Below are 18,817 nucleotides of genomic sequence, written 5' to 3'. Positions count from 1 at the left end.
GACCTATTTACTCATTCCTTCGTGCAGCTTTATTTATCCGGCCGGCTTTCGCAGTACCTTCTCTTGCTGGCCTGCGTGGCGGGTATTGCCGGTTTGCTGGCCTCGCGGGCGCTGATTGCCATTGCGCCCATTGTGGGCGTGGTGGCGGCTATGGCCAACCCTGGTTTGCGCCGCGCCCTTCCTCATTATTTCCGCAACGGCGCGGCAATGCGGGCGGCCGCTGTGCCGGCTTTTTTACTCTTCACCGGCCTGTATACCAGCGACTGGCCCGTTTGGCGGCACGAGCTGTTTCGCGACCTCACCTGGCTGGCCGTGCCGCTGGCTTTCACGCTGGCGGTGCCGTTGGTGGGCTGGCAGCGGCGGGCGGTGGGCAGCGCATTTGTGCTGGGCACGGCCGCCGTGGGCCTGGCCACCCTGGGCCAATACCTGCTAAACCCCGCCGCCGCCAACGAAGCCATTCGCATTGGGCAGAATATGCCGGCCATCACGCACGTGTTCCATATTTCTTTTGGGGTAATGCTGGCCTTGGCCTTTTTTGGAGCCCTGCTACTACGCCGCGACCGCCGGGCCGGTCCCCTGCTGCGAACGGTGCTACTGGCGGCAGCCGTGGCGGCCGCGCTCACGCTGCATATCCTGGCTTACCGAACTGGCCTGCTAATGCTGTATACCGGCTTGCTGGCCGCGGGCCTGCGGCTGCTGATACGCCGAAATCTGGCGGTGGGCATTGCCCTGCTGCTGGCCTTGGGCGTAGGGCCGTGGCTGGCCTATCAGTCGCTGGAATCGGTGCGACAGCGGATTTCTTCCAGCATTTGGGACGTGCAGCAGTTCACGCTGGGACACGATATCAACGATTATTCGCTGGCCCGCCGGCTGGCCGCCATCAAAACCGTTGAGGCCATTGCAGGGGAGCACTGGCTGCTGGGCGTGGGCCCGGCCGATACCCGCGCCGCCATGAAAGCGCAGTACGAATGGAAGGACTTCGGCCTGCGGCCCGGCAACCAGGTGGAAGTGCACAACCAGTACCTGCAGGCGCTGCTGGGCGGCGGGCTGGTCGGGCTGCTGCTGCTGCTCGCGGTGCTGTTGTGGCCGCTACGGCACGGCTGGGCGCGGCGCAGCCCCAGCATCGGCTTTTTCATCCTGATTCAAGCCACCGTGATGCTGGTTGACGCGCCGCTGGACCTGCAGGTTGGGCTGAACCTATTCGTTTTCGGCTACGGCTTTCTGGTGGTTGCGACCGAACGGCGGGCGCAAAAATCCCGGGTAGGCTAGATTTCCACATCGGAAACTTAGCCTACCCGGGCTGTCAAACCACGCGACTTGCTAAAGTGCCCGGCGAATCCGGTCTTTCAGCCCTTCGGTGGCTTCGAGCAACGGCAGGCGCACGGCGGCTCCGCACACGCCCAGGGCTTCGAGGGCCGCTTTTACGCCCACCGGGTTACTTTCCTCATACATCAGCGGGTTGATGGCCAACAGTTGAAACAGGCCCTTGCGGGACGCTTCAAAATCGCCGGCCAGGGCGGCGCGGGTGAAGTCGGCAAAACGTTTAGGAAAAGCGTTGGCCATTACCGAAATGGTACCCGCGGCTCCGCAAGCAATGAGGGCCGTGGTGAGCATGTCGTCGCCGGACAGCAGCAGGAAATCTGCGGGCTTGCGGGCGGCAATGGCCAGGCACTGCTCCATGTTGCCACTGGCTTCCTTGATGCCAATGATGTTGGGGTGAGCAGCCAGGCGCAGAGTGGTTTCGGCCGAGATGTTGGAGGCCGTGCGGCCGGGCACGTTATAAAGCAGCAGCGGCACCGGGCTGGCATCGGCCAGGCGATGGTAGTGGGCCACGAGACCGGCCTGACTGGGTTTGTTGTAAGCCGGGCTGGCCGAAAGCACGGCGGCAATTCCGCTCAGGTCGGTGGTACGGAACAGCTCCTCAGCGGAGGCGGTATCGTTGCTGCCAATGCCGTAAACCAGCGGTACGCGGCCGGCCACGTGCTCCTTGGCTACGCGGAGCAGCTCAGCTTTTTCGACGGCGGTGGTCGTCGGCGATTCGCCGGTGGTGCCATTTACCACCAGGTATTCGACGCCGCCCTCAATGCAGAAGTCCAGCAACCGGCGCCACCCGGCGTAGTCCACCGCAAAATCGGGGGTGAGCGGGGTGACCAAGGCTACGCCTGTGCCATGAAATGCCGGAAGGCGAGTGCCAGAATTGTTCATACCGGAGGATTGGGGGTTAGTTTTGTAGAATACAAAAGTAGCGCGCCGCGCCTCTTGACTCTTCCTGTTTTTAATTTGCGAACGCCTGCGGCTCTTTTTAACGTCATCATTTCCCTCTTTATTTTTTGGTTGCAGGGCCTGGCTTTGCGCAAACGTTCATGAAATTTTCTTCTGCTTCCCTCCTGCTGGTGGCCCTTGCCGTGGCTGCCTGCGATTCTAAAACTGCTACCACCGGCGAAGCCGCGACCAGCAAAGCCACGGTAGAAGCCATAGCTACCGGCCCGGCCGCCGCCGAAACTTCGGGCACCCAAGCCACTGCCGACGACGAGGCCAACGCCACGCCCGCCCCGGCCCCCGGCACCATTCCGGCCGTCAAATCCGGCGATGCCGTCGGCATTCTGGCCCGGCCGCAGGTGCCCATCCTCTGCTACCACCAGATTCGGGACTGGACGGCCCGCGACTCTAAAAACGCCAAGGACTACATCACGCCCATCGCCACGTTTAAGGGTCACATCAAGATGCTGGCCGACTCGGGCTACCATACTGTTTCGCCCGACCAGCTCTACGCCTACATGACCACCGGCGCCAAGCTACCGAGCAAGCCCATCATGCTCACGTTTGATGACACCGACCTCGACCAGTTCACCATTGCCCGCCCCGAGCTGGACAAGTACGGCTACAAGGCCATGTACTTCGTGATGACCGTGAGCCTGGGCCGCCCCCACTACATGACCAAGGCCATGGTGAAGCAGCTTTCCGACGAAGGCAACATCATCGGCTCGCACACCTGGGACCACCACAACGTGAAGAAGTACCAGGGCAAGGACTGGGAAACCCAAATCGACAAGCCCACCAAAACGCTGGAGGGAATCACGGGCAAGAAAATCACCTACTTCGCCTACCCCTTCGGCCTTTGGAACCCACAGGCTTTCCCCGAGTTGAAAAAGCGTGGCTTCGTGGCCGCCTTTTCGCTGGCCGAGAAGCGCGACCAGAACGACCCGCTGTTCACCATCCGCCGCATTATCGCCAGCGGCTACTGGTCGCCGAAGACGTTGCGCAACAACATCGTGCAGTCGTTTTAACACTGGCTTATCCGAGTCACAAAAAATCCCCGCCTTTTGCAAGGCGGGGATTTTTTGTGACTCGGATAGTGAGATTTACTTCACTCCGGCTGCTTTCAAGTCGACGTAGGCACCGGCATTCACCACGTTGGTTATGCCCAGCTTTTGCATCATCATAGCGGCCCGGCCGCTACGGCTGCCACTGGCGCAGTACAGCACGTAGCGGGCCTTAGAGTCCAGCTTGCTGAGCTGCTGGTTAAAATCGAGCGCCCGAAAATTAATATTCTGGGCGCGCTGCAAGTGGCCAACGGCGTACTCTTCGGGCGTGCGCAAATCGAGCACGGTGGCCTGCGGGTCGGCCAGAATTTTGGGTGCCGTGGCGATATCAATTGCGGGCAAGGAGGACTGTGCCGCGCCGCTCTCGGCGGGAACCGCGCTGCTGGCGGGCACTTGGTGCACCACCACCACAAACGGGTAATCGCCTTTCATCTGGCTGTAAATCGTGGCGTCGAAATTGGGACCTTGGTAGCGCACGGCTTCGCAGCCGGGGCAGGTCACGGGCTGCGCGGTGAGTTTGCGACTTTTGAGCTGGCTGCGCAAGTCGCGCACGCAAGCTGCCAGCGTGGTTTTGAGCACTACGTCCTGGCCCGGCCGCTGCTGGCGCAGCGACAGACGGGCGGCGGCAATGGTACTGCCCTCGGGCATGGGCAAAGCCCAACTTACTTCCCGCGAAGTTGCCGTGGGACCGGTGAAGGACCATTCGGCCGAAAGGCGGGCCGTTACCACTTTGGGGGCCGTGAGGGCCGTCGGCTCGGCCCCAATAGCCAACAGTTCGGATAGCTCCAAGCACTGCGCGTGGGCTGGCAACGATAAAAACGCTACGCCTCCCCAGAGAAGCAGCGTCGACAGTAAATTAAATCGCATGGATGGGATAATAGAAGACAAAGGTCGGGATTTCAGTCCATAGACAAAAATTTCGCCATTTTTTATTTAGCTTTTGGCCACGTTCAATTGTGCGCTTTTCACCCATTCGCCTCCACATTTTTTCCACAAAATATCTTAGAATAATGACCCTTGCTGGCCGGGCCGGTTACTGGGCGCTTCTGGCGCTGGTGCCGGCGGCGTTTCCTCCGGGAATATTTCGAAACCAGCCGCTTCTTCCAACGCTGGCAGCAGGGCCATCAGGTCGGTTTCGGAGATGATGGGAACCTTAAAGCCCAAGGCTTTCTCACGTTTGGCGGGGCCCATATTTTCCCCGGCCACCAGGTAGCTCAGCTTCTTGCTGATGGACCCCGTGATTTTGCCACCGTTCGAAATAATGAGCTGCTGGAGCTCATCGCGGCTGTGCTGCTCAAACACCCCGGATATAACAAACGTGAGGCCGGCCAGCCGGTCAGACGCCGGCACGGGCGCTTCACCGGTCACTTCGAGCTGCACGCCTGCCTGGCGCAGCCGCTCAATGAGTTGCCGGTTTTCGGGCTGCTGAAACCAGTGCGCGGCGGCCACGGCAATCACGCCGCCCACTTCGGGCACGGCGGCCATTTCCTCAGCCGAAGCCGCCATCAGGGCATCAATGCTGCGATAATGAGCGGCCAGCTTTTGGGCCACGGTTTCGCCTATGTAGCGAATGCCCATGCCAAAGAGCACCCGCGGAAATGGCACCTGCTTGCTGGCCTCAATGCCGGAAATAAGGTTATCAATACTCTTTTCGCCAAGCCGTTCCAGCGTCACCAGCTCCGGCCGACGGGCGGGCAGGTCGTAGATGTCGGCGGGCGTTTTCACCATGCTCAGCTCGAAGAAACGCCCCACGGTTTCGGCTCCCAGGCCATCAATGTTCAGGGCCTTGCGCGACACATAATGCTCCAGCCGCGCTTTGAGTTGGGGCGGGCAGCCCCGCTCGTTAGGACAACGAAAATGGGCCTCACCCTCGGGCCGCACCAGCGCGGTGCCGCAGGCCGGGCACGCCGTGGGGTACTGGATGGGGACCGCCCCGGCGGGCCGGGCCGTCAGGTCAACACCCGTGATTTTGGGAATGATTTCGCCGCCCTTCTCCACAAACACCAGGTCGCCGAGCCGCAGGTCAAGGGCTTCGATTTGGTTGGCGTTGTGCAAAGTGGCGCGTTTCACTACGGTACCGGCCAAGGGTACGGGCGTGAGCAAGGCCACCGGCGTCACGGCGCCGGTGCGGCCCACGTTGTAAAGCACCTCATTAAGACGAGTGCGGGCCGCTTCCGCCGGATACTTGTAGGCAATGGCCCAGCGGGGACTCTTGGCAGTATAGCCCAATTGGTCCTGCTGCCGCAGGTTATCGACCTTGATGACAATGCCATCGGTGGCTACGGGCAAGTCGAAGCGCTTTTGGGCCCAGTAATGCACGAAATCCAGCACTTCGGCAATATTTGAAGCCCGCCGCCACGTGTCGGAAACCGGCAATCCGTAGCGGCTCAGCGCTTCCAGCGCGGCGCTGTGGCTAGTGAAATGGCGGCCCGGCGTGAGCAGCGAATAGGCGTAGAATTTTAGCTTGCGGGCCGCGACCTGAACCGAATTCTGCAGCTTGAGGGTGCCGCTGGCCGCGTTGCGCGGGTTGGCCATCAGGGATTCGCCGTTCTGCTCGCGCTCGGCGTTCAGCTCCTCAAACACGGGCAGCGGCAGGAATACCTCGCCGCGTACTTCAAAGTCTTCGGGCCGGTCCTGGCCGGGGCGCAGGGCCAGCGGCAGGGTTTTGATGGTGCGCACGTTGGCCGTTACCACGTCGCCGCGGGTACCATCGCCCCGGGTCACGCCCTGAGTGAGCTGGCCGTGCTCATAGCGCAGGCTCATGGCCACACCATCGATTTTCAACTCGCACACGTAGGCGTAGGGCGCGCCTTCCAGGCCCTTTTGCACCCGCTCATCAAATTCGCGCAGGTCGTCTTCCGAATAGGTATTGCCCAAACTGAGCATGGGGTAGCGGTGCTCGGCCGTCGGGAACTGCTTGGTGATGGTGCCGCCCACGCGCCGGGTAGGCGAGTTGGCCAAAGCCAGGTCCGGGTGCGCGGCTTCGAGCTGCTGCAGCTCGGTCAGCAACTGGTCAAATTCCTGGTCCGATACCTCCGAGGTATCACGCTGGTAATACTCGTAGTTGAGGTGGTGAAGCTGCTCGGTGAGAGCCTGAATGCGAAGCAGAACGGCGGAAGTATCGGGCATCATGGGGGTGTTCGGGTTATAAACGAAACAACGTCATGCTGAGCGAAGTCGAAGCATCTCTACCGCGTAAGTAAATAATTACTATTGCGGTAGAGATGCTTCGACTTCGCTCAGCATGACGTTCTGTTTTTCAGTCTGCTTGCTTAGTTCTGCACTAGCACGCCATCGGCCAGGAAATTCAGCTCCTGTTTGGGCTCAGTGATGGCCGCAATTTCGCTATCCGGCTTGCCGGCATCGCGCAGGTAGTGCTGCTGGTCGGCCACGCTCACCGTTTCGCGGTACGCCCAGCCGCTCACTACCACGTTGTGGCCGCTGAGGTCTTTGGGCACGAAAAAGGCGTAATCCCGGAAGCGGACGCGCATCTGCTTACCATCGGCGGTGGGCAGGGTCATCCAGCAGCCTTTAGCCTGGCACACGGCCAAAGCTTTGCCTACCAGCTTCACCTGGGCCGAATCGCGGCTGCCCAAAGCGGCGTTGAGGGCGCTCACGGGTACAGCACCGGCGGGCGTTACGACAGTGCCGTAGGTTTGGCCGGGGGTGGCGGGCGCGATGCTCGCGCCAGGTTTTTCGTTGGCTTCCTCGGCTTGCTCTTCCTCGTTCATTTCCGGGCTGGTACCCGTTGGAATTTCGGAGTTGTGGCCGTTCACCTCTGTTTGGGGCCCCAGTGGCAGCACCGGGTTGATAGGAGCCGTGGGCATGAAGCGAATCAGCAACAAAATAGCGACCAAGACGCCGGCAAAGGAGAGCAAGTATTTCATGACTTGGGAAATGATTGAACGCGTAACCATCGGAGCCAAGAATGAGCAAGACTTTCGGCCCACTCTCCTTTCGCCCTTCAGAACATTGATTTACTGAGTGATAACTACCGCCCTACCCAGCTTGCGGGCATACGTCATGCGCCGCTCCGAACCGCCCATGCCGGTATAGTCGAAGCCCACGGTTTTGGGGTCTTCGCGCAGGGCCGCCCACGTCTTCGAATCCATCTCCCCCGGCTGCTCAGCATCGGCCGGAACGGCAGGCTGCGAAAAACGACCCGGCGCGAAAAAGTTATTCATGCTCTGCAAGATGGCGATTTCCTGCTCGCGTACAGTTGATGCCTGAGCAGTTTCGTTGAGCAAAGCCCGCGCAGGCATCACTTCGTGGCGCAGGGTGTCGCCGGTGCTGCTGGTCACAATGAGGTGGGCCTGGGCAGTGAGTACGCGCGGGCCGCGCAGCTGCAGCACGAAGTTGTCTTTCGTATCCGGGTTCGAAAAAGCGTGCGTGGCACTCACGGTATTGAGTACGGTTTTGCTGTTGACGCGGGTGCGGTCGCCGGCCACGGGTGGCGTGTAAGTGGCGCGCGGGTCAACGGTAGAGGTGCTCACTTCGCGCTCCGTGCTCACGCAGGAGGCCAGGTTGAGGGAGAGCACGACGGCTAGAAGAGCCGGACGGCTCAGTCGAAGGGAAAGTATTTTCATGAAGTCAGGCCCGGCACTAAAAGAGTCCGGGCGGACGAAGGTAAGAAGAAGAACACGCGGCCGTAAATACCAGTCCCTTATTCAATGACGATAAGGGCCACGCCGGCCACGCGATTTTTACGGCAAAGGCCGAGCATAGGGTTTATCGGGCGTGGCTTTCGACGCAGAAGTGTTACTAGAATAAGCCGATTTCGAGGCCCATTACCCAGCGTGGCAGCTCGGGCCAAGCCGCATACGCTGGCCCGAATGCTGGCGATAGCCGGTAGCGGGCCGCCAAGGCGTAGCGGTCAATACCGAGGCGGGTTCCCACGTTGCCGGTCCACCGCCGCAGGTACGGCAGGCCGTACTCGGTCGTTTCGACGCGGCTGATGCCGGGGGCGGGCTCGTCTTCGGTAACGTGCCGGGTGGCAACCACCCAACTCCCCCCCGCCAGCAAGTCGACGTAGCGGCCCACCGAATTGCCCCGGCGGCCGGCATTCAGGCGCAGGCTGATTTCAGAATAAATCTGGTGCAGCCCCAACCCTTCGCGGCGGTGCAGCGCAGGCGATGGAACGAGCTTTTGGGCATTTTGCTCCAGTTCGTAGCGCAGGTAGCTGTACCCCAAGTCCAGGTTGACGGCGAGCGCCTGGCTGAAGCGCGTTTTGAAACGGCCGCCTCCGCGCAGCTCGGCCGATGCGCCGCCGTGCTGAACTTCGGCTCCGGTGCCAGCCTGGCCAGCTACCAACCCATACCCCAGGTAAACGTGCCCAAAATACCGTCGGTTCGGGCCGAAGGTGGTTTTCACGGTGTCATCGGCCACGTTGGCCTGCACTAACACCTGCTGACCCCAGGCAGCAAAATTTGCTCCTAGTAACAACGCACACAACAAACCCGGCAGCTTATTCACGGCGAATAAATACCTCATTCTGAATAAGTACCAGTGTACCCCTTAAAGTAAATTCGCAGCACCTCTCCCTTCTGCACCAGCCGGCGCGGCACCTGCAATACCAAGCGCTGCGACACGGCGCGGGTTTCGTAGCGGTGCAGCACGCCCCGGGGGTCGGTCAGGTTCCAGTAGAGATAAGCGGGGTAATTGGGCTCGGGCAATACAGCCAGCGGGGCGGGGCGCTGGTCGCCAGGTTGCTCGTGGCCTACATCCGGCACCTGCTCCGCGGCCTTGGTGTCGGCGGCGGGAATACCCGTGGCGGGGGCGGCAATGGTGGCGGTGGCTTCGCTCTGCTCAATTACCAATGGCAGCTGCTCGGCGGGCCGCAGGGCGGCTTCGGTCCGAATAATGACGGCGATGAGACTATCATGAACCACGAAGTCGAAAGTGGGCACGGGAGCGGCCGCTGCACGCGGGACCGTGGTGAACGGGGCGTAGCGCGGCCGGCCGTAGCCGTGGGCATAATCGAAATATGGGTACAGCTCCGCTGACTTTTCCAGGGCCCGGAATAGCTGCATGGCCGTGAGGTCCCGACGCTGCTGCCACAGGCAGGCCGCGAAACCGGCCACCAGCGGAGAGGAAAAAGACGTGCCTTCGAGGCGCTCGTAGCCCGATGGCGTGGTGGTTAGCACGATACCGAACGCGGCCAGGTTGGGCTTCGGCCGCCGGTCGGCCGTTGGGCCGAAGGAGCTGAAATCGACGTGTAAGCCGGTTTCGGGGTCGAGCCCGCCAATAGCCAGGACGGAGTCGGCATCGGCGGGCGTCCCGATGCGCACCCAGTCGTTGTCGCCATCGTTGCCGGCGGCGCTCACCACCAGCATGCCCTTGCGCACGGCCATATTGGCGGCCCGGGCAATAAGACTGCGGTGGCCATCCATCTGCTCGGGAAAGTAGCGCTGCTCGGTGTAGGCCAACGAGGAGTTGATGATGTCGGCCCCAAGGCGGTCGGCCCATTCCACGGCGGCCAGCCAGGCTTCTTCCTCGGCGTAGCGCTCGCGGTGCAACTGCTCGGTGCGGGCCAGCAGGTACTCGGCGGCCGGGGCCAGGCCCAACGCGGGACCCAGACCACCGCCCAACGTGGCAGGCAGCCGGCCGGCCAGACAGCCCATTACCTCCGTGCCGTGGCTGCCGCCGTGGAACACGTCATCGCGGTTACGCAGGAAATCGTGGGTGGCAATGATGCGCTTATCGGCCATCAACTCCCGAAAGGCCACGTGCTCGGGCAAGCCGGCAAACCCCACATCGAACACGGCAATGCGCATGCCACGGCCTTCCAAACTGGCCGCGCGCAGAGCCAGACCGTCGAGGTGGGCAGTTTGGCGGCGGGCCAGCAGGTAGTCGTTGGCCGAAATGGGCTTGGGCGCCGCAGTGGTTCGGCTACCGGCCGCCACCGCCGTTATCGAAGCCGCCTGAACTTCCCGTTGTGGCCAAACGCTCACATTAAGCACTCCCGGCAGGTCGCGTAGCGCCGCCGCTTGTTCGGGCGTGGCCCGGCAGGCCACGGCATTGAACCAGCGGCTGACCAGCGTGACGGTATCAACCCGCTTCGCGATGGCGGCCACGTAATCCGGGCGCACGGGCAGGTCAGTAGCCTCAAATGCCGACAGGTGCTGGCGGGTACGCCGAGCCCGCGCGGCGGCTGAGAAGTAGTGCGCCGGCTCGAAGTGGACGCCGTGCTTGTCCCGCAGCGTCACCCAGTAGCGGGTGGTTGGGGGCTGGGATTGTTGCTGGGCCAGGCAGGCCTCCGGTGCCACCCAGAACAGGATTACCGCAAAGAAACTGAGCCAGATTTTTTGCAAACCGCTGGTTGGAAATGGATGGGGAACTACGCTCGGGCCGAGCTATTGAGCTCAATTACAGGCCGTATTTGCTGAGCAGGTAAATCAGCGCGGCCATGCTGGCCCCGCCCAGCTCCAGCTCGCGGCGGTTCACTTTGTCGAAGGTGTCGGCGGCGGTGTGGTGAATGTCGAAGTAGCGTTGCGAGTCACAATCGTAGCCGATGAGGGCTTTGGGATGCACGGCCGCTTGCAGCGGCTCAATATCGGTACCGCCGTGGCCCACGGTAATGTCGGCGGCGTGATAGGGCTTGAGCAGCGGCGCCCAGCGGGCCATTTTGCTAATCGTGGCGGGGTCAGCCTCCACGTTGAAGCCCCGAGGGGTGAAGCCTCCGCCGTCCGATTCGATGGCAGCGAGGTGGATTTCCTTGTTCTGGGCGGCCAAGCGGGCATACTCATTACCGCCGCGGGTGCCGTTTTCCTCGTTCATAAAGAGCACGGCGCGCACCGTGCGCTCGGGCCGGAAGCCGGCGGCGCGCAGCAGACGCAGGGCCTCCATGCTCTGCACGCAGCCGGTGCCGTCGTCGTGGGCGCCCTGCCCGAGGTCCCAGGAATCGAGGTGGCCGCCGACGGTGATAATTTCCAGTGGGAATTTGCTGCCTTTGATTTCGCCCACCACGTTGTAGCTCTTCTCCTCGGGCAGCGTGATGCACTCCATCTCCAACTCAAACTGCAAGTCGGCGTTGGCTTTCAGCAGCTGGCTGAGCTGGTCGGCGGCGTTGGTGCTGAGGGCGGCACCGGGCACTTTGGGCACGGCCGCGTCGTAGGCCATAGTTCCCGTGTGCGGGTTGTCGTCGCGGGCGCTGGTGAGCGAGCGCACCAAAGCTCCCACGGCCCCGCGCCGGGCGGCTTCAATGGCCCCGCTGCGGCGCTGGTCGCCGGCCCGGCCGTAAGCCTGACCGGGTTCGATAAGGGCATCATCGAAAGGCCGGTTGTAAAACACGAACTTGCCTTTCACGGCGGCATCAGGCAGGGCTTTCAGCTCATCGAAGCTGCGCACTTCCACCACGCCGGCCTTGAGCTTGCCGCCGGTGCTCACCGACCCGCCCAGGGCGCACACCGGCACCCGAATGCCTTTATCCTTATTGCCAATGATTTCGCCGCGCTCTTTGCTGCCCCGCACCCAGTGCGGCACCATCACCTCCTGCAGGTACACGCGGTCAAAACCGGCTTTTTCCATGGTGGCTTTGCCCCACTCCACGGCCATTTGGGCCTGGGGCGAGCCCGACAGGCGTGCTCCAATGGTGCCGGTGAGGTAACGCAGGTTGTCGTAGCTCTCGCCACGCAGCAGGGCTTCGTCGAAGATTTTGCGAAGCGCCAGCGAATCGGTGCGGTCCGATTTGGCAGCGGCGGTGGGTGCAGCGGAGGCTCTGGATTTGCTACGCGCTTGGGCTTGGGCGGCAGACGTGCTCAGCACCAATACGGCACCAGCGCAAATCAGTAATTTCTTAACGTGAAAGGGCATAAGATAACAAGCTGAAAATCCCGGCGAAAGCTACCAGACCGGGCGAAAGTACGGCAGCCAACCGGCGTACGCTGCGGGCGGGGTTATTTTAACGGGCCGCTTGCAGCCCCCGCGCCCTTAGGTAAAACCGCGAGCGGCGAGCTAGGGGGCGCCGCGCACTATTTAACGGGAGCAGCCGGAATCATCGCTGCCGGCGCAGCTTTGGTTTTGGCGCTTGCCCGCGGCCGCTCGGCCCCGTAGCCGCGCATGTCCACCGTGGGCATCGTGCCTTCGGCCAGGCGCACGGTGAACAGGTATTCGTAGTCGTTTTCGCCGATTTCATCCACGGGAGGCACCAGCCCAAAGTCGTCGATGAGCGACAGCACCGTGTTGGAATGGCCCACGATAACCACCGTTTTGCCAGGATATTCTTTCAGGATGCGGTCGGCCAAGTCGCGGCCCCGGCGCGGGTCATACTCCTGGGGCTCCACCTTCAGGGCCTCGGCTAAGGGGGCCAGAGTGGCGCGGGTACGGGTGGTGTTGGTGGTGAACAAAGCGGCCGGCTGGCGGCGCACCAGCAGCTGGCGCAGGGCCTGGGCCCGCACCTGCCCCAGGGCCGAAAGCGTAGGGTCGGCGGGGTTGGAAGTGGAGTCTTTTTCGGCGTGACGCACGATGTACACAGTGGTCACAACGGGCTTGGATTTGATTTTGACTTTGGTGGGGGCTTGGGCGGCGGCATTGCCCACCGTGGCAGCCAGGCCGACGACCAGCCAAAGCAAGCATTGTAGAACGTGTGTTTTCATAATAAGCTACGGGAGAGATGTGGAGAAAAAGTGAGTAGGAAAGTACGAAACAAACCAGAGAACCCACACTTAAATAGGGCAACTTCACGTGCCGTTCACGCAACGGTACCGAGAATTGTGGGTAAGTTTCCGGCCCAGCATTTTTCCTTGAACTCTCTCTTTCAGAGCCAAAACCGCTCCCACTGCCCAGCCTCCCAAATTATGCACGTTCTGCTCATCGAAGACGAAAAAAGCCTGCACCAGGAAATGCGCCAGTTCCTGGTCCAGGCCCAATACCTGGTCGATTCGGCTTTCACCTACGCCGAGGCGTCGGAAAAGCTTTACGTGAGCAGCTACGATTTCGTGCTGCTCGACCTGGGCCTGCCCGGCGGCGACGGCCTCGACCTGCTGAAAGAAGCCCGCCTCAACGAGAGCCAGGAAGCCTCGTTCATCATCCTCACGGCACGTGGTGCGCTCGACGACCGGATTCGCGGCCTTGACCTGGGAGCCGATGACTACCTCCCCAAACCGTTCTCGCTGCTCGAGCTCACCAGCCGGATGCAGGCCATCACGCGCCGCAAGTTCAACCTGAAGCGTCCCGAAATCAGCTTTGGCCAGGGCTTTAGCATGGACCCCAACGCCCGCATCGTGCGCTTTGACGGCCAGGAAGTGCCCCTCACCAAAAAGGAATTCGACCTGCTGCACTACCTGCTGCTGCACCGCGGCCGGGTGCTTACGCGCCTGCAGCTGGGCGAGCACCTGTGGGGCAATGTACTGGAGGACGACTCCGACTCGAACTACATCGATGTGCACATCAAAAACGTGCGCAAGAAGCTGGTTCAGTTCAGCCCGGCCGACTTTCTGGAAACCGTGCGTGGCATCGGCTACCGGGCGGCGGAAGGGAGTTAAAAATTGGCGGGCGCAGAACGGCCACATATAGAAGCTGTTTAGAAAATCAATTTTTTTGAGCGTTTGTCATCCTGAGCGCAGCGAAGGACCTTATCCCGGCTACAACACGCTTGAACGAGACCGTTCAGTTGTGATAAGGTCCTTCGCTGCGCTCAGGATGACAGACTTCTTGACTTTCTAAACAGCTTCGTGCCTTCCCTAAGACAAGCCCAACCGGAAGGAAGAGTGCCCCGCAAGAAATAACCGTCGCACATTTTTAGTTTTTAATTGAAGAAGATGCGCCTCGAAGCCAAGCTGGCCCTGTTCAATGCCCTGTCTAAGCTGCTGCTGGTGTTGCTGGGGGCGCTGGTTATTCCACCCATTGTGCAGCGCGTGGCCGTAGCTCACACCGACCAGCGCCTGCGCGACAAGCAGCGGCGGGTGCTGGCCCTGATAGCCCGCGACGGCTTGCAGGCATTTGAGCGCGACGAGCGGGCCGAAACCTACGCCGATTACAACATCTTCAAGCAGGAGTACATCACCCTCACCCAACTGCCCGTGGGTGCGGCGCTGCCGCCGGAGCGCATCTTCGAAGAGCCCCGGCAGGTGGATGAGCAGGTGGAGGATTATCGCATTCTCAGCTTTGCCCGGCCCGCAAGTAGCGCGGGCCAACCGGCTTACCGGCTTGAAATCAGGTCATCGCTGGATACCGTGGAGCTGCTCACGGCCACGCTGCGGCAACTGGCGCTGTGGGTGCTGGTAGCGGCTTCGCTGCTCACGGTAGTGACCGATGCGGCCTTCGCCCACTACTTGCTGGGGCCGTTGCGTGAGTTGATTGCCCGCAAGCTGCGGGGCATTCGCCAGCCTTCTGATTTCCGATTTGAACTAATTGATACTGATACCACTGACTTTCGACGGCTCGATGAACGGTTGAACTCCCTGATGCGGCAAGTGCAGTCGGCTTTTGCCAAAGAGCGGGAGTTTATGAGCAACGTCAGCCATGAGCTGCTCACGCCGGTCAGCATCCTGCAGTCACGTTTTGAGAACATGCTGCAGGACCCTACCCTACCCTACCCTACCCTACCCTACCCTACCCGAGCGGCATGCCCAACAGCTGGTCGAATCGCAGCGCACGCTCTACCGCCTGCGCAACACCGTGCGCACCCTGCTGCTCATCGCTAACATCGAGAATGAACAGTACCTGCGCGACGAAACGGTGGGCCTCTCCGAGGTAGTGGCCGACGTGGCCGAAGAGCTGGACGACCGCCGGCAGCAGCGCGACATTACCCTGGAAACCAACCTGACCGGCGACGACGTTCGCCCGCAGGCCAACGCTAGCTTACTGCACACGCTGCTGCGCAACCTGCTTTCGAACGCCATCAAGTACAACCACGAGGGCGGCCAGATAATAGTGACTGGCCAGCCGCTGCCCAATGGCGGCTACGCGCTGCGCGTTGCCGATACCGGGCCAGGCATTGCGGCCGACCACCTACCCTACCTCTTCGACCGGTTCCGACGCTTTCACGGCAACGCCCCCGGCTCGCCCGAAGGCTACGGCCTGGGCTTGCTCATTGCCCAAACCATTGCCAGCTTCCACGGGGCCACGCTCCGGGCCGAGTCCGAGGTAGGCCGGGGAACGGTCTTTATCCTGGAATTTGGCCCTGTGGTGGGAGTTTCTACCGGGTTCATGCCTCCTTCATAGGTGCCGGTTTAGCTTCGAACAGTAATTGAAGCTGTCATGCGTATCCTACTGAAAATCGTATTTGCCGGCCTGCTGCTCCTGCTGGTGGTGGCCCTGGGCACCGAAGTAGTGGCACTGCATCGCGGGGCGCTGGCTCCCGTGTCCCTTTCGGCGCACCCCGTGGTGGTGCGCAAAGCACTGAACTCGGCCGAACACCCAAAGACGGTGCACCCGGCTATTAAATAAAGAACGGCCATGCATTGGGGTGCGCTCAGCATGGCCGTTCCTCCATCATTCAACAAGCCAACGGCTACTTAACTTTGGGTGGCCGGGCCATAATCACCCGAAGGAATGGGCTGGGGCGGGGCGGCGGCAATGTTGGCTTCGGGCATTGGCAGCTGCCAGTTGGCGCTGAGCTGGTCGAGGCCGTGGGCGGCGGTGAGGTCGAACTGGCAGGGCACCACCGAAACGTAGTTGTTGGCCAGGGCCCACTCGTCAGTGTCGGTCCCGGCATCGAGGTTGACGAACGAGCCGATGAGCCAGTAGTACGGCCGCTGGTAGGGGTCGAGGCGGCGGTCGAACTCTTCCTGCCACTTGGCGCGGGCCTGGCGGCCCAGGCGCAGGCCGGCAATGGGCGTGTCAGATTTCTTGGGAATGTTCACGTTCAGGGCCGTGCCGGCGGGTATGCCGTGGTCGAGCGCGTGGCGGCACACTTGCGTCACCCACTCGGCTACGTGCGAGAAATCGGCTTCCGGGCCGTATTCGCACAGCGAGAAGCCCACGGCGGGCAGGCCCTCGATAGCGGCCTCAATGGCCGCCGACATGGTGCCCGAGTACAGCACATTCACCGAGGCGTTGGAGCCGTGGTTGATGCCGGATACCACCAGGTCGGGCGTGCGGTCCTTCAGCACGTAGTGCTTGGCGATTTTCACGCAGTCGGCGGGCGTGCCGGAGCATTCGTAGGCTTCGATATCGGGGCCAAAAACCGGGTTTTTGGTCAGGCGCAGGGCATTGCCGATGGTGATGGCGTGGCCCATACCCGACTGCGGGGCATCGGGCGCTACTACCACTACTTCGGCCCCCAGAGCATGTACTATTTCGACGAGATGACGAATGCCGGGGGCCGTAATGCCGTCGTCGTTGGAAACAAGAATGAGGGGGCGCGGGAGGGCAGCTTGCATAGTGTGGGGTTGATTTTAGAACGTGGGCAAAGGTAGCCCGGATGCACAACTCCCCTCCTTAACAAGGAGGGGATGCCGGCGCTTCGCGCCGGCTGGGGTGGTTGTGGCGTTGGTTGGCGTTGGAATACTCTGTTACGGAGTGTTTGTTTGATGGTCGGTCGCTTTTCAAACGCCAACCTAACGCCACAACCATTCCGGTGTTCGCTTCGCGGCCACATTCCTTCACTGGTAAGGAGGGAGGTTTTTGCCGCCAATCCTCCGGCCGCCCTTCTTTTCCGTCCATCCTTCCTTCCTACCGTTCTTTTGCATTCATGTTCGCCATCCTGCTCGCCTCACTCATGACCCTCGCCCCTACTCTGCCGCCGGCTCCGGCCCCCGCCTGGCGCACGCCTTTTGAAAACGACCCGGCCGGCAATACGACCGCCACCTACACCGAGTGCATCGCCTACTACCAGAAGCTGGCCGCCGCCTACCCGCAGCACCTGCACCTGGCCGAGGCCGGCCCCACCGACGCGGGCCAGCCCTTGCACGAAGTAGTGCTGAGCGCCGATGGCGACGCCGACCCCGCCAGCACCCGCCGAAAAAACCGCCGCATCCTGTTCATCCAAAACGGCATTCACCCCGGCGAGCCGGAGGGCATCGACGCCAGCATGATGCTGGCCCGCGACCTGCTGCAGCAGAAGTCCTGGCAGAAGCTGCTGGCCAACGTCACGGTGGTTATCGTACCGGTTTATAACATCGACGGGATGCTGAACCGCAACGCCACCACCCGCGTGAACCAGAACGGACCGGCTGCCTACGGCTTCCGGGGCAATGCGCGGCACCTGGATTTGAACCGCGACTACATCAAGCAGGAGTCGCGCAATGCCCGGTCATTTGCCGCGCTTTTTCAGAAATGGCAGCCCGATATTTTTGTTGAAACCCACACCTCCAACGGGGCCGACTACCAGTACACGATGACGCTCATTGCCACCCAGCACAGCAAGCTGGCCCCGGCACTGGGCACGTATTTGCAAAGGCAGCTACTGCCCGCACTCTACAAGAGCATGAAGCAGAAAAAATGGCCCATGACGCCCTACGTGGACTTTGAGGGCCCAACGCCCGAGAGCGGTTTGCAGGCGTTCCTGGAATCGCCGCGCTACTCTACCGGCTATGCGGCGCTGTTCAACACCATCGGCTTCATGCCCGAAACGCACATGCTGAAGGCTTTCGCGCCCCGCGTGCACTCGACGTATGATTTCCTCAAAACCATGCTCGAAACCGTAGGCCAGCAGTCGGCGGCACTAGCCGCGGCCCGTGCCGCCGCCGCCGCCGACATGGCCGCTCAAACCACCTTTCCCCTGACTTGGGCGCTCGATGACAGCCAGCACGAAACCGTGCAGTTCCGGGGCTACGAAGCCAGCCACAAGCCCAGCGAGGTGAGTGGCCAGCCCCGCCTCTACTACAACCGCGCCGCGCCCTTCACCCGGCCGGTGAAGTACTTCAACACTTTCAAGCCGACCACCACCGCCAGCCGGCCCACGGCTTACCTCATTCCCAAGGCCTGGGGCGAAGTAGCTGAAACCCTACGCCGCAACGGGGCCACGCTGGAGCCGCTGGCCCACGACGTGACCGTGCCGGTGGAAGTATATCACTTTGAGGAGTTCAAGACCACGCCCAAGGCTTTTGAGGGCCACTACGTGCACAGCCAGGTGCGCCTGCGCACCACCACCGAAACCACCACCTTTCACCAAGGCGACTTTGCGGTGTACCTCGATGCCGCCGCGCCCAGCCGCTACCTCATGGAAACGCTGGAGCCCCAAGCCACCGACTCCTTTTTCGCCTGGGGCTTCTTCGACAGCGTGCTCCAGCAAAAAGAGCATTTCTCCGATTATGTATTTGAAGACCTGGCCGCCGACCTGCTGCGCCGCGACCCGGCCCTGCGCCAGCGCCTGGAGCAACTGAAAGCCGCCAACGCCGCCTTCGCCGCCAATGGCCCCGCCCAGCTGGAGTGGGTGTACCTGAACTCGGCCTACCACGAGGCCGGCCACAACCGCTACCCGGTGGCGCGCTGGCTGGGCACGGGCCGGGTGCAGTAGCAGGAAGCACAAAGCGGTGCTTTGCATCTCCGCACCGCCTGGATTATTCCAAACGGCGCGGGGATGCAAAGCACCGCTTCGCGCTGCAAACAGG

17 protein-coding genes are annotated in these 18,817 nt (G+C 61.8%); 7 read left to right on the top strand and 10 right to left on the bottom strand.

Translation table 11 applies throughout. The annotated features are described in order from the left end of the window. The first annotated feature begins 21 nt into the window (after positions 1-21). Positions 22-1,269 (top strand): O-antigen ligase family protein, encoded by a 1,248-nt coding sequence (locus tag IEW17_RS02200; protein WP_188560385.1) that lies wholly within the window; start codon positions 22-24, stop codon positions 1,267-1,269. Positions 1,270-1,320: 51 nt separating this feature from the next. Here IEW17_RS02200 and dapA read toward each other — a convergent pair whose 3' ends face one another. Next, positions 1,321-2,205 (bottom strand): 4-hydroxy-tetrahydrodipicolinate synthase, encoded by an 885-nt coding sequence (gene dapA / locus IEW17_RS02195; RefSeq protein WP_188560384.1) that lies wholly within the window; start codon positions 2,203-2,205, stop codon positions 1,321-1,323. Between the two features lie 158 nt (positions 2,206-2,363). Here dapA and IEW17_RS02190 point away from each other — a divergent pair, with 158 nt between their 5' ends. Then, on the top strand, positions 2,364-3,287 hold the full coding sequence (locus IEW17_RS02190; protein WP_188560383.1) for a polysaccharide deacetylase family protein: 924 nt from the start codon (positions 2,364-2,366) through the stop codon (positions 3,285-3,287). A gap of 75 nt (positions 3,288-3,362) precedes the next feature. Here IEW17_RS02190 and IEW17_RS02185 read toward each other — a convergent pair whose 3' ends face one another. From IEW17_RS02185 to IEW17_RS02150, 8 genes are all read right to left on the bottom strand, one after another. Further along, positions 3,363-4,190 carry a rhodanese-like domain-containing protein gene (locus IEW17_RS02185; protein WP_188560382.1) on the bottom strand — a complete coding sequence of 276 codons (828 nt, stop codon included), beginning with the start codon at positions 4,188-4,190 and terminating at the stop codon, positions 3,363-3,365. 135 nt (positions 4,191-4,325) lie between these two features. Next, entirely contained in the window at positions 4,326-6,452 is a 2,127-nt protein-coding gene (gene ligA / locus IEW17_RS02180; RefSeq protein ID WP_308420584.1) for an NAD-dependent DNA ligase LigA, read from the bottom strand. A 143-nt stretch (positions 6,453-6,595) separates the two neighbouring features. Further along, positions 6,596-7,210, bottom strand: a complete 615-nt coding sequence (locus IEW17_RS02175) for a DUF4920 domain-containing protein (protein WP_229748758.1) — start codon at positions 7,208-7,210, stop codon at positions 6,596-6,598. A gap of 90 nt (positions 7,211-7,300) precedes the next feature. Then, positions 7,301-7,909 (bottom strand): hypothetical protein, encoded by a 609-nt coding sequence (locus IEW17_RS02170; protein ID WP_188560380.1) that lies wholly within the window; start codon positions 7,907-7,909, stop codon positions 7,301-7,303. Between the two features lie 175 nt (positions 7,910-8,084). Further along, the gene (locus IEW17_RS02165) at positions 8,085-8,813 is read right to left on the bottom strand and encodes a hypothetical protein (protein WP_188560379.1); all 729 of its coding nucleotides are present in this window, start codon (positions 8,811-8,813) and stop codon (positions 8,085-8,087) included. Then, complete coding sequence (locus tag IEW17_RS02160) at positions 8,810-10,633, bottom strand: S8 family serine peptidase (protein ID WP_188560378.1); 1,824 nt, start codon at positions 10,631-10,633, stop codon at positions 8,810-8,812. Before IEW17_RS02160 ends, IEW17_RS02165 begins: the two co-directional genes overlap by 4 nt. 55 nt (positions 10,634-10,688) lie before the next feature. Next, on the bottom strand, positions 10,689-12,134 hold the full coding sequence (locus IEW17_RS02155; RefSeq protein WP_188560377.1) for a M20/M25/M40 family metallo-hydrolase: 1,446 nt from the start codon (positions 12,132-12,134) through the stop codon (positions 10,689-10,691). A 158-nt stretch (positions 12,135-12,292) separates the two neighbouring features. Continuing rightward, on the bottom strand, positions 12,293-12,916 hold the full coding sequence (locus IEW17_RS02150) for a phosphoglycerate mutase family protein (RefSeq protein ID WP_188560376.1): 624 nt from the start codon (positions 12,914-12,916) through the stop codon (positions 12,293-12,295). A 201-nt stretch (positions 12,917-13,117) separates the two neighbouring features. On the opposite strand from IEW17_RS02150, the gene IEW17_RS02145 reads away from it, so the two are divergent. The 4 genes from IEW17_RS02145 to IEW17_RS02130 all read left to right on the top strand — a co-directional run bounded on the left by IEW17_RS02145 (position 13,118) and on the right by IEW17_RS02130 (position 15,710). Next, the gene (locus tag IEW17_RS02145; protein ID WP_188560375.1) at positions 13,118-13,804 is read left to right on the top strand and encodes a response regulator transcription factor; all 687 of its coding nucleotides are present in this window, start codon (positions 13,118-13,120) and stop codon (positions 13,802-13,804) included. A 276-nt stretch (positions 13,805-14,080) separates the two neighbouring features. Next, positions 14,081-14,965, top strand: a complete 885-nt coding sequence (locus tag IEW17_RS02140) for a sensor histidine kinase family protein (RefSeq protein WP_188560374.1) — start codon at positions 14,081-14,083, stop codon at positions 14,963-14,965. Further along, complete coding sequence (locus IEW17_RS02135; protein ID WP_188560373.1) at positions 14,940-15,485, top strand: sensor histidine kinase; 546 nt, start codon at positions 14,940-14,942, stop codon at positions 15,483-15,485. Before IEW17_RS02140 ends, IEW17_RS02135 begins: the two co-directional genes overlap by 26 nt. A 36-nt stretch (positions 15,486-15,521) precedes the next feature. After that, positions 15,522-15,710: a hypothetical protein gene (locus tag IEW17_RS02130; RefSeq protein WP_188560372.1), complete on the top strand. Its 189-nt coding sequence runs from the start codon at positions 15,522-15,524 to the stop codon at positions 15,708-15,710. 68 nt (positions 15,711-15,778) lie between these two features. Here the strand turns inward: IEW17_RS02130 and surE are convergent, their stop codons facing one another. Next, entirely contained in the window at positions 15,779-16,645 is an 867-nt protein-coding gene (surE, locus tag IEW17_RS02125) for a 5'/3'-nucleotidase SurE (protein ID WP_188560371.1), read from the bottom strand. Between the two features lie 311 nt (positions 16,646-16,956). Between surE and IEW17_RS02120 the strand changes: the two genes are divergently transcribed. Then, positions 16,957-18,723: a M14 family metallopeptidase gene (locus tag IEW17_RS02120; RefSeq protein ID WP_188560370.1), complete on the top strand. Its 1,767-nt coding sequence runs from the start codon at positions 16,957-16,959 to the stop codon at positions 18,721-18,723. Positions 18,724-18,817 lie beyond the last annotated feature (94 nt).

This window comes from Hymenobacter frigidus (genome assembly GCF_014640435.1).
GTDB classification, from domain to species: domain Bacteria; phylum Bacteroidota; class Bacteroidia; order Cytophagales; family Hymenobacteraceae; genus Hymenobacter; species Hymenobacter frigidus.
Note: the sequence above shows the minus strand (reverse complement) of the source record. Positions and strands in the feature narration are given on the sequence as shown.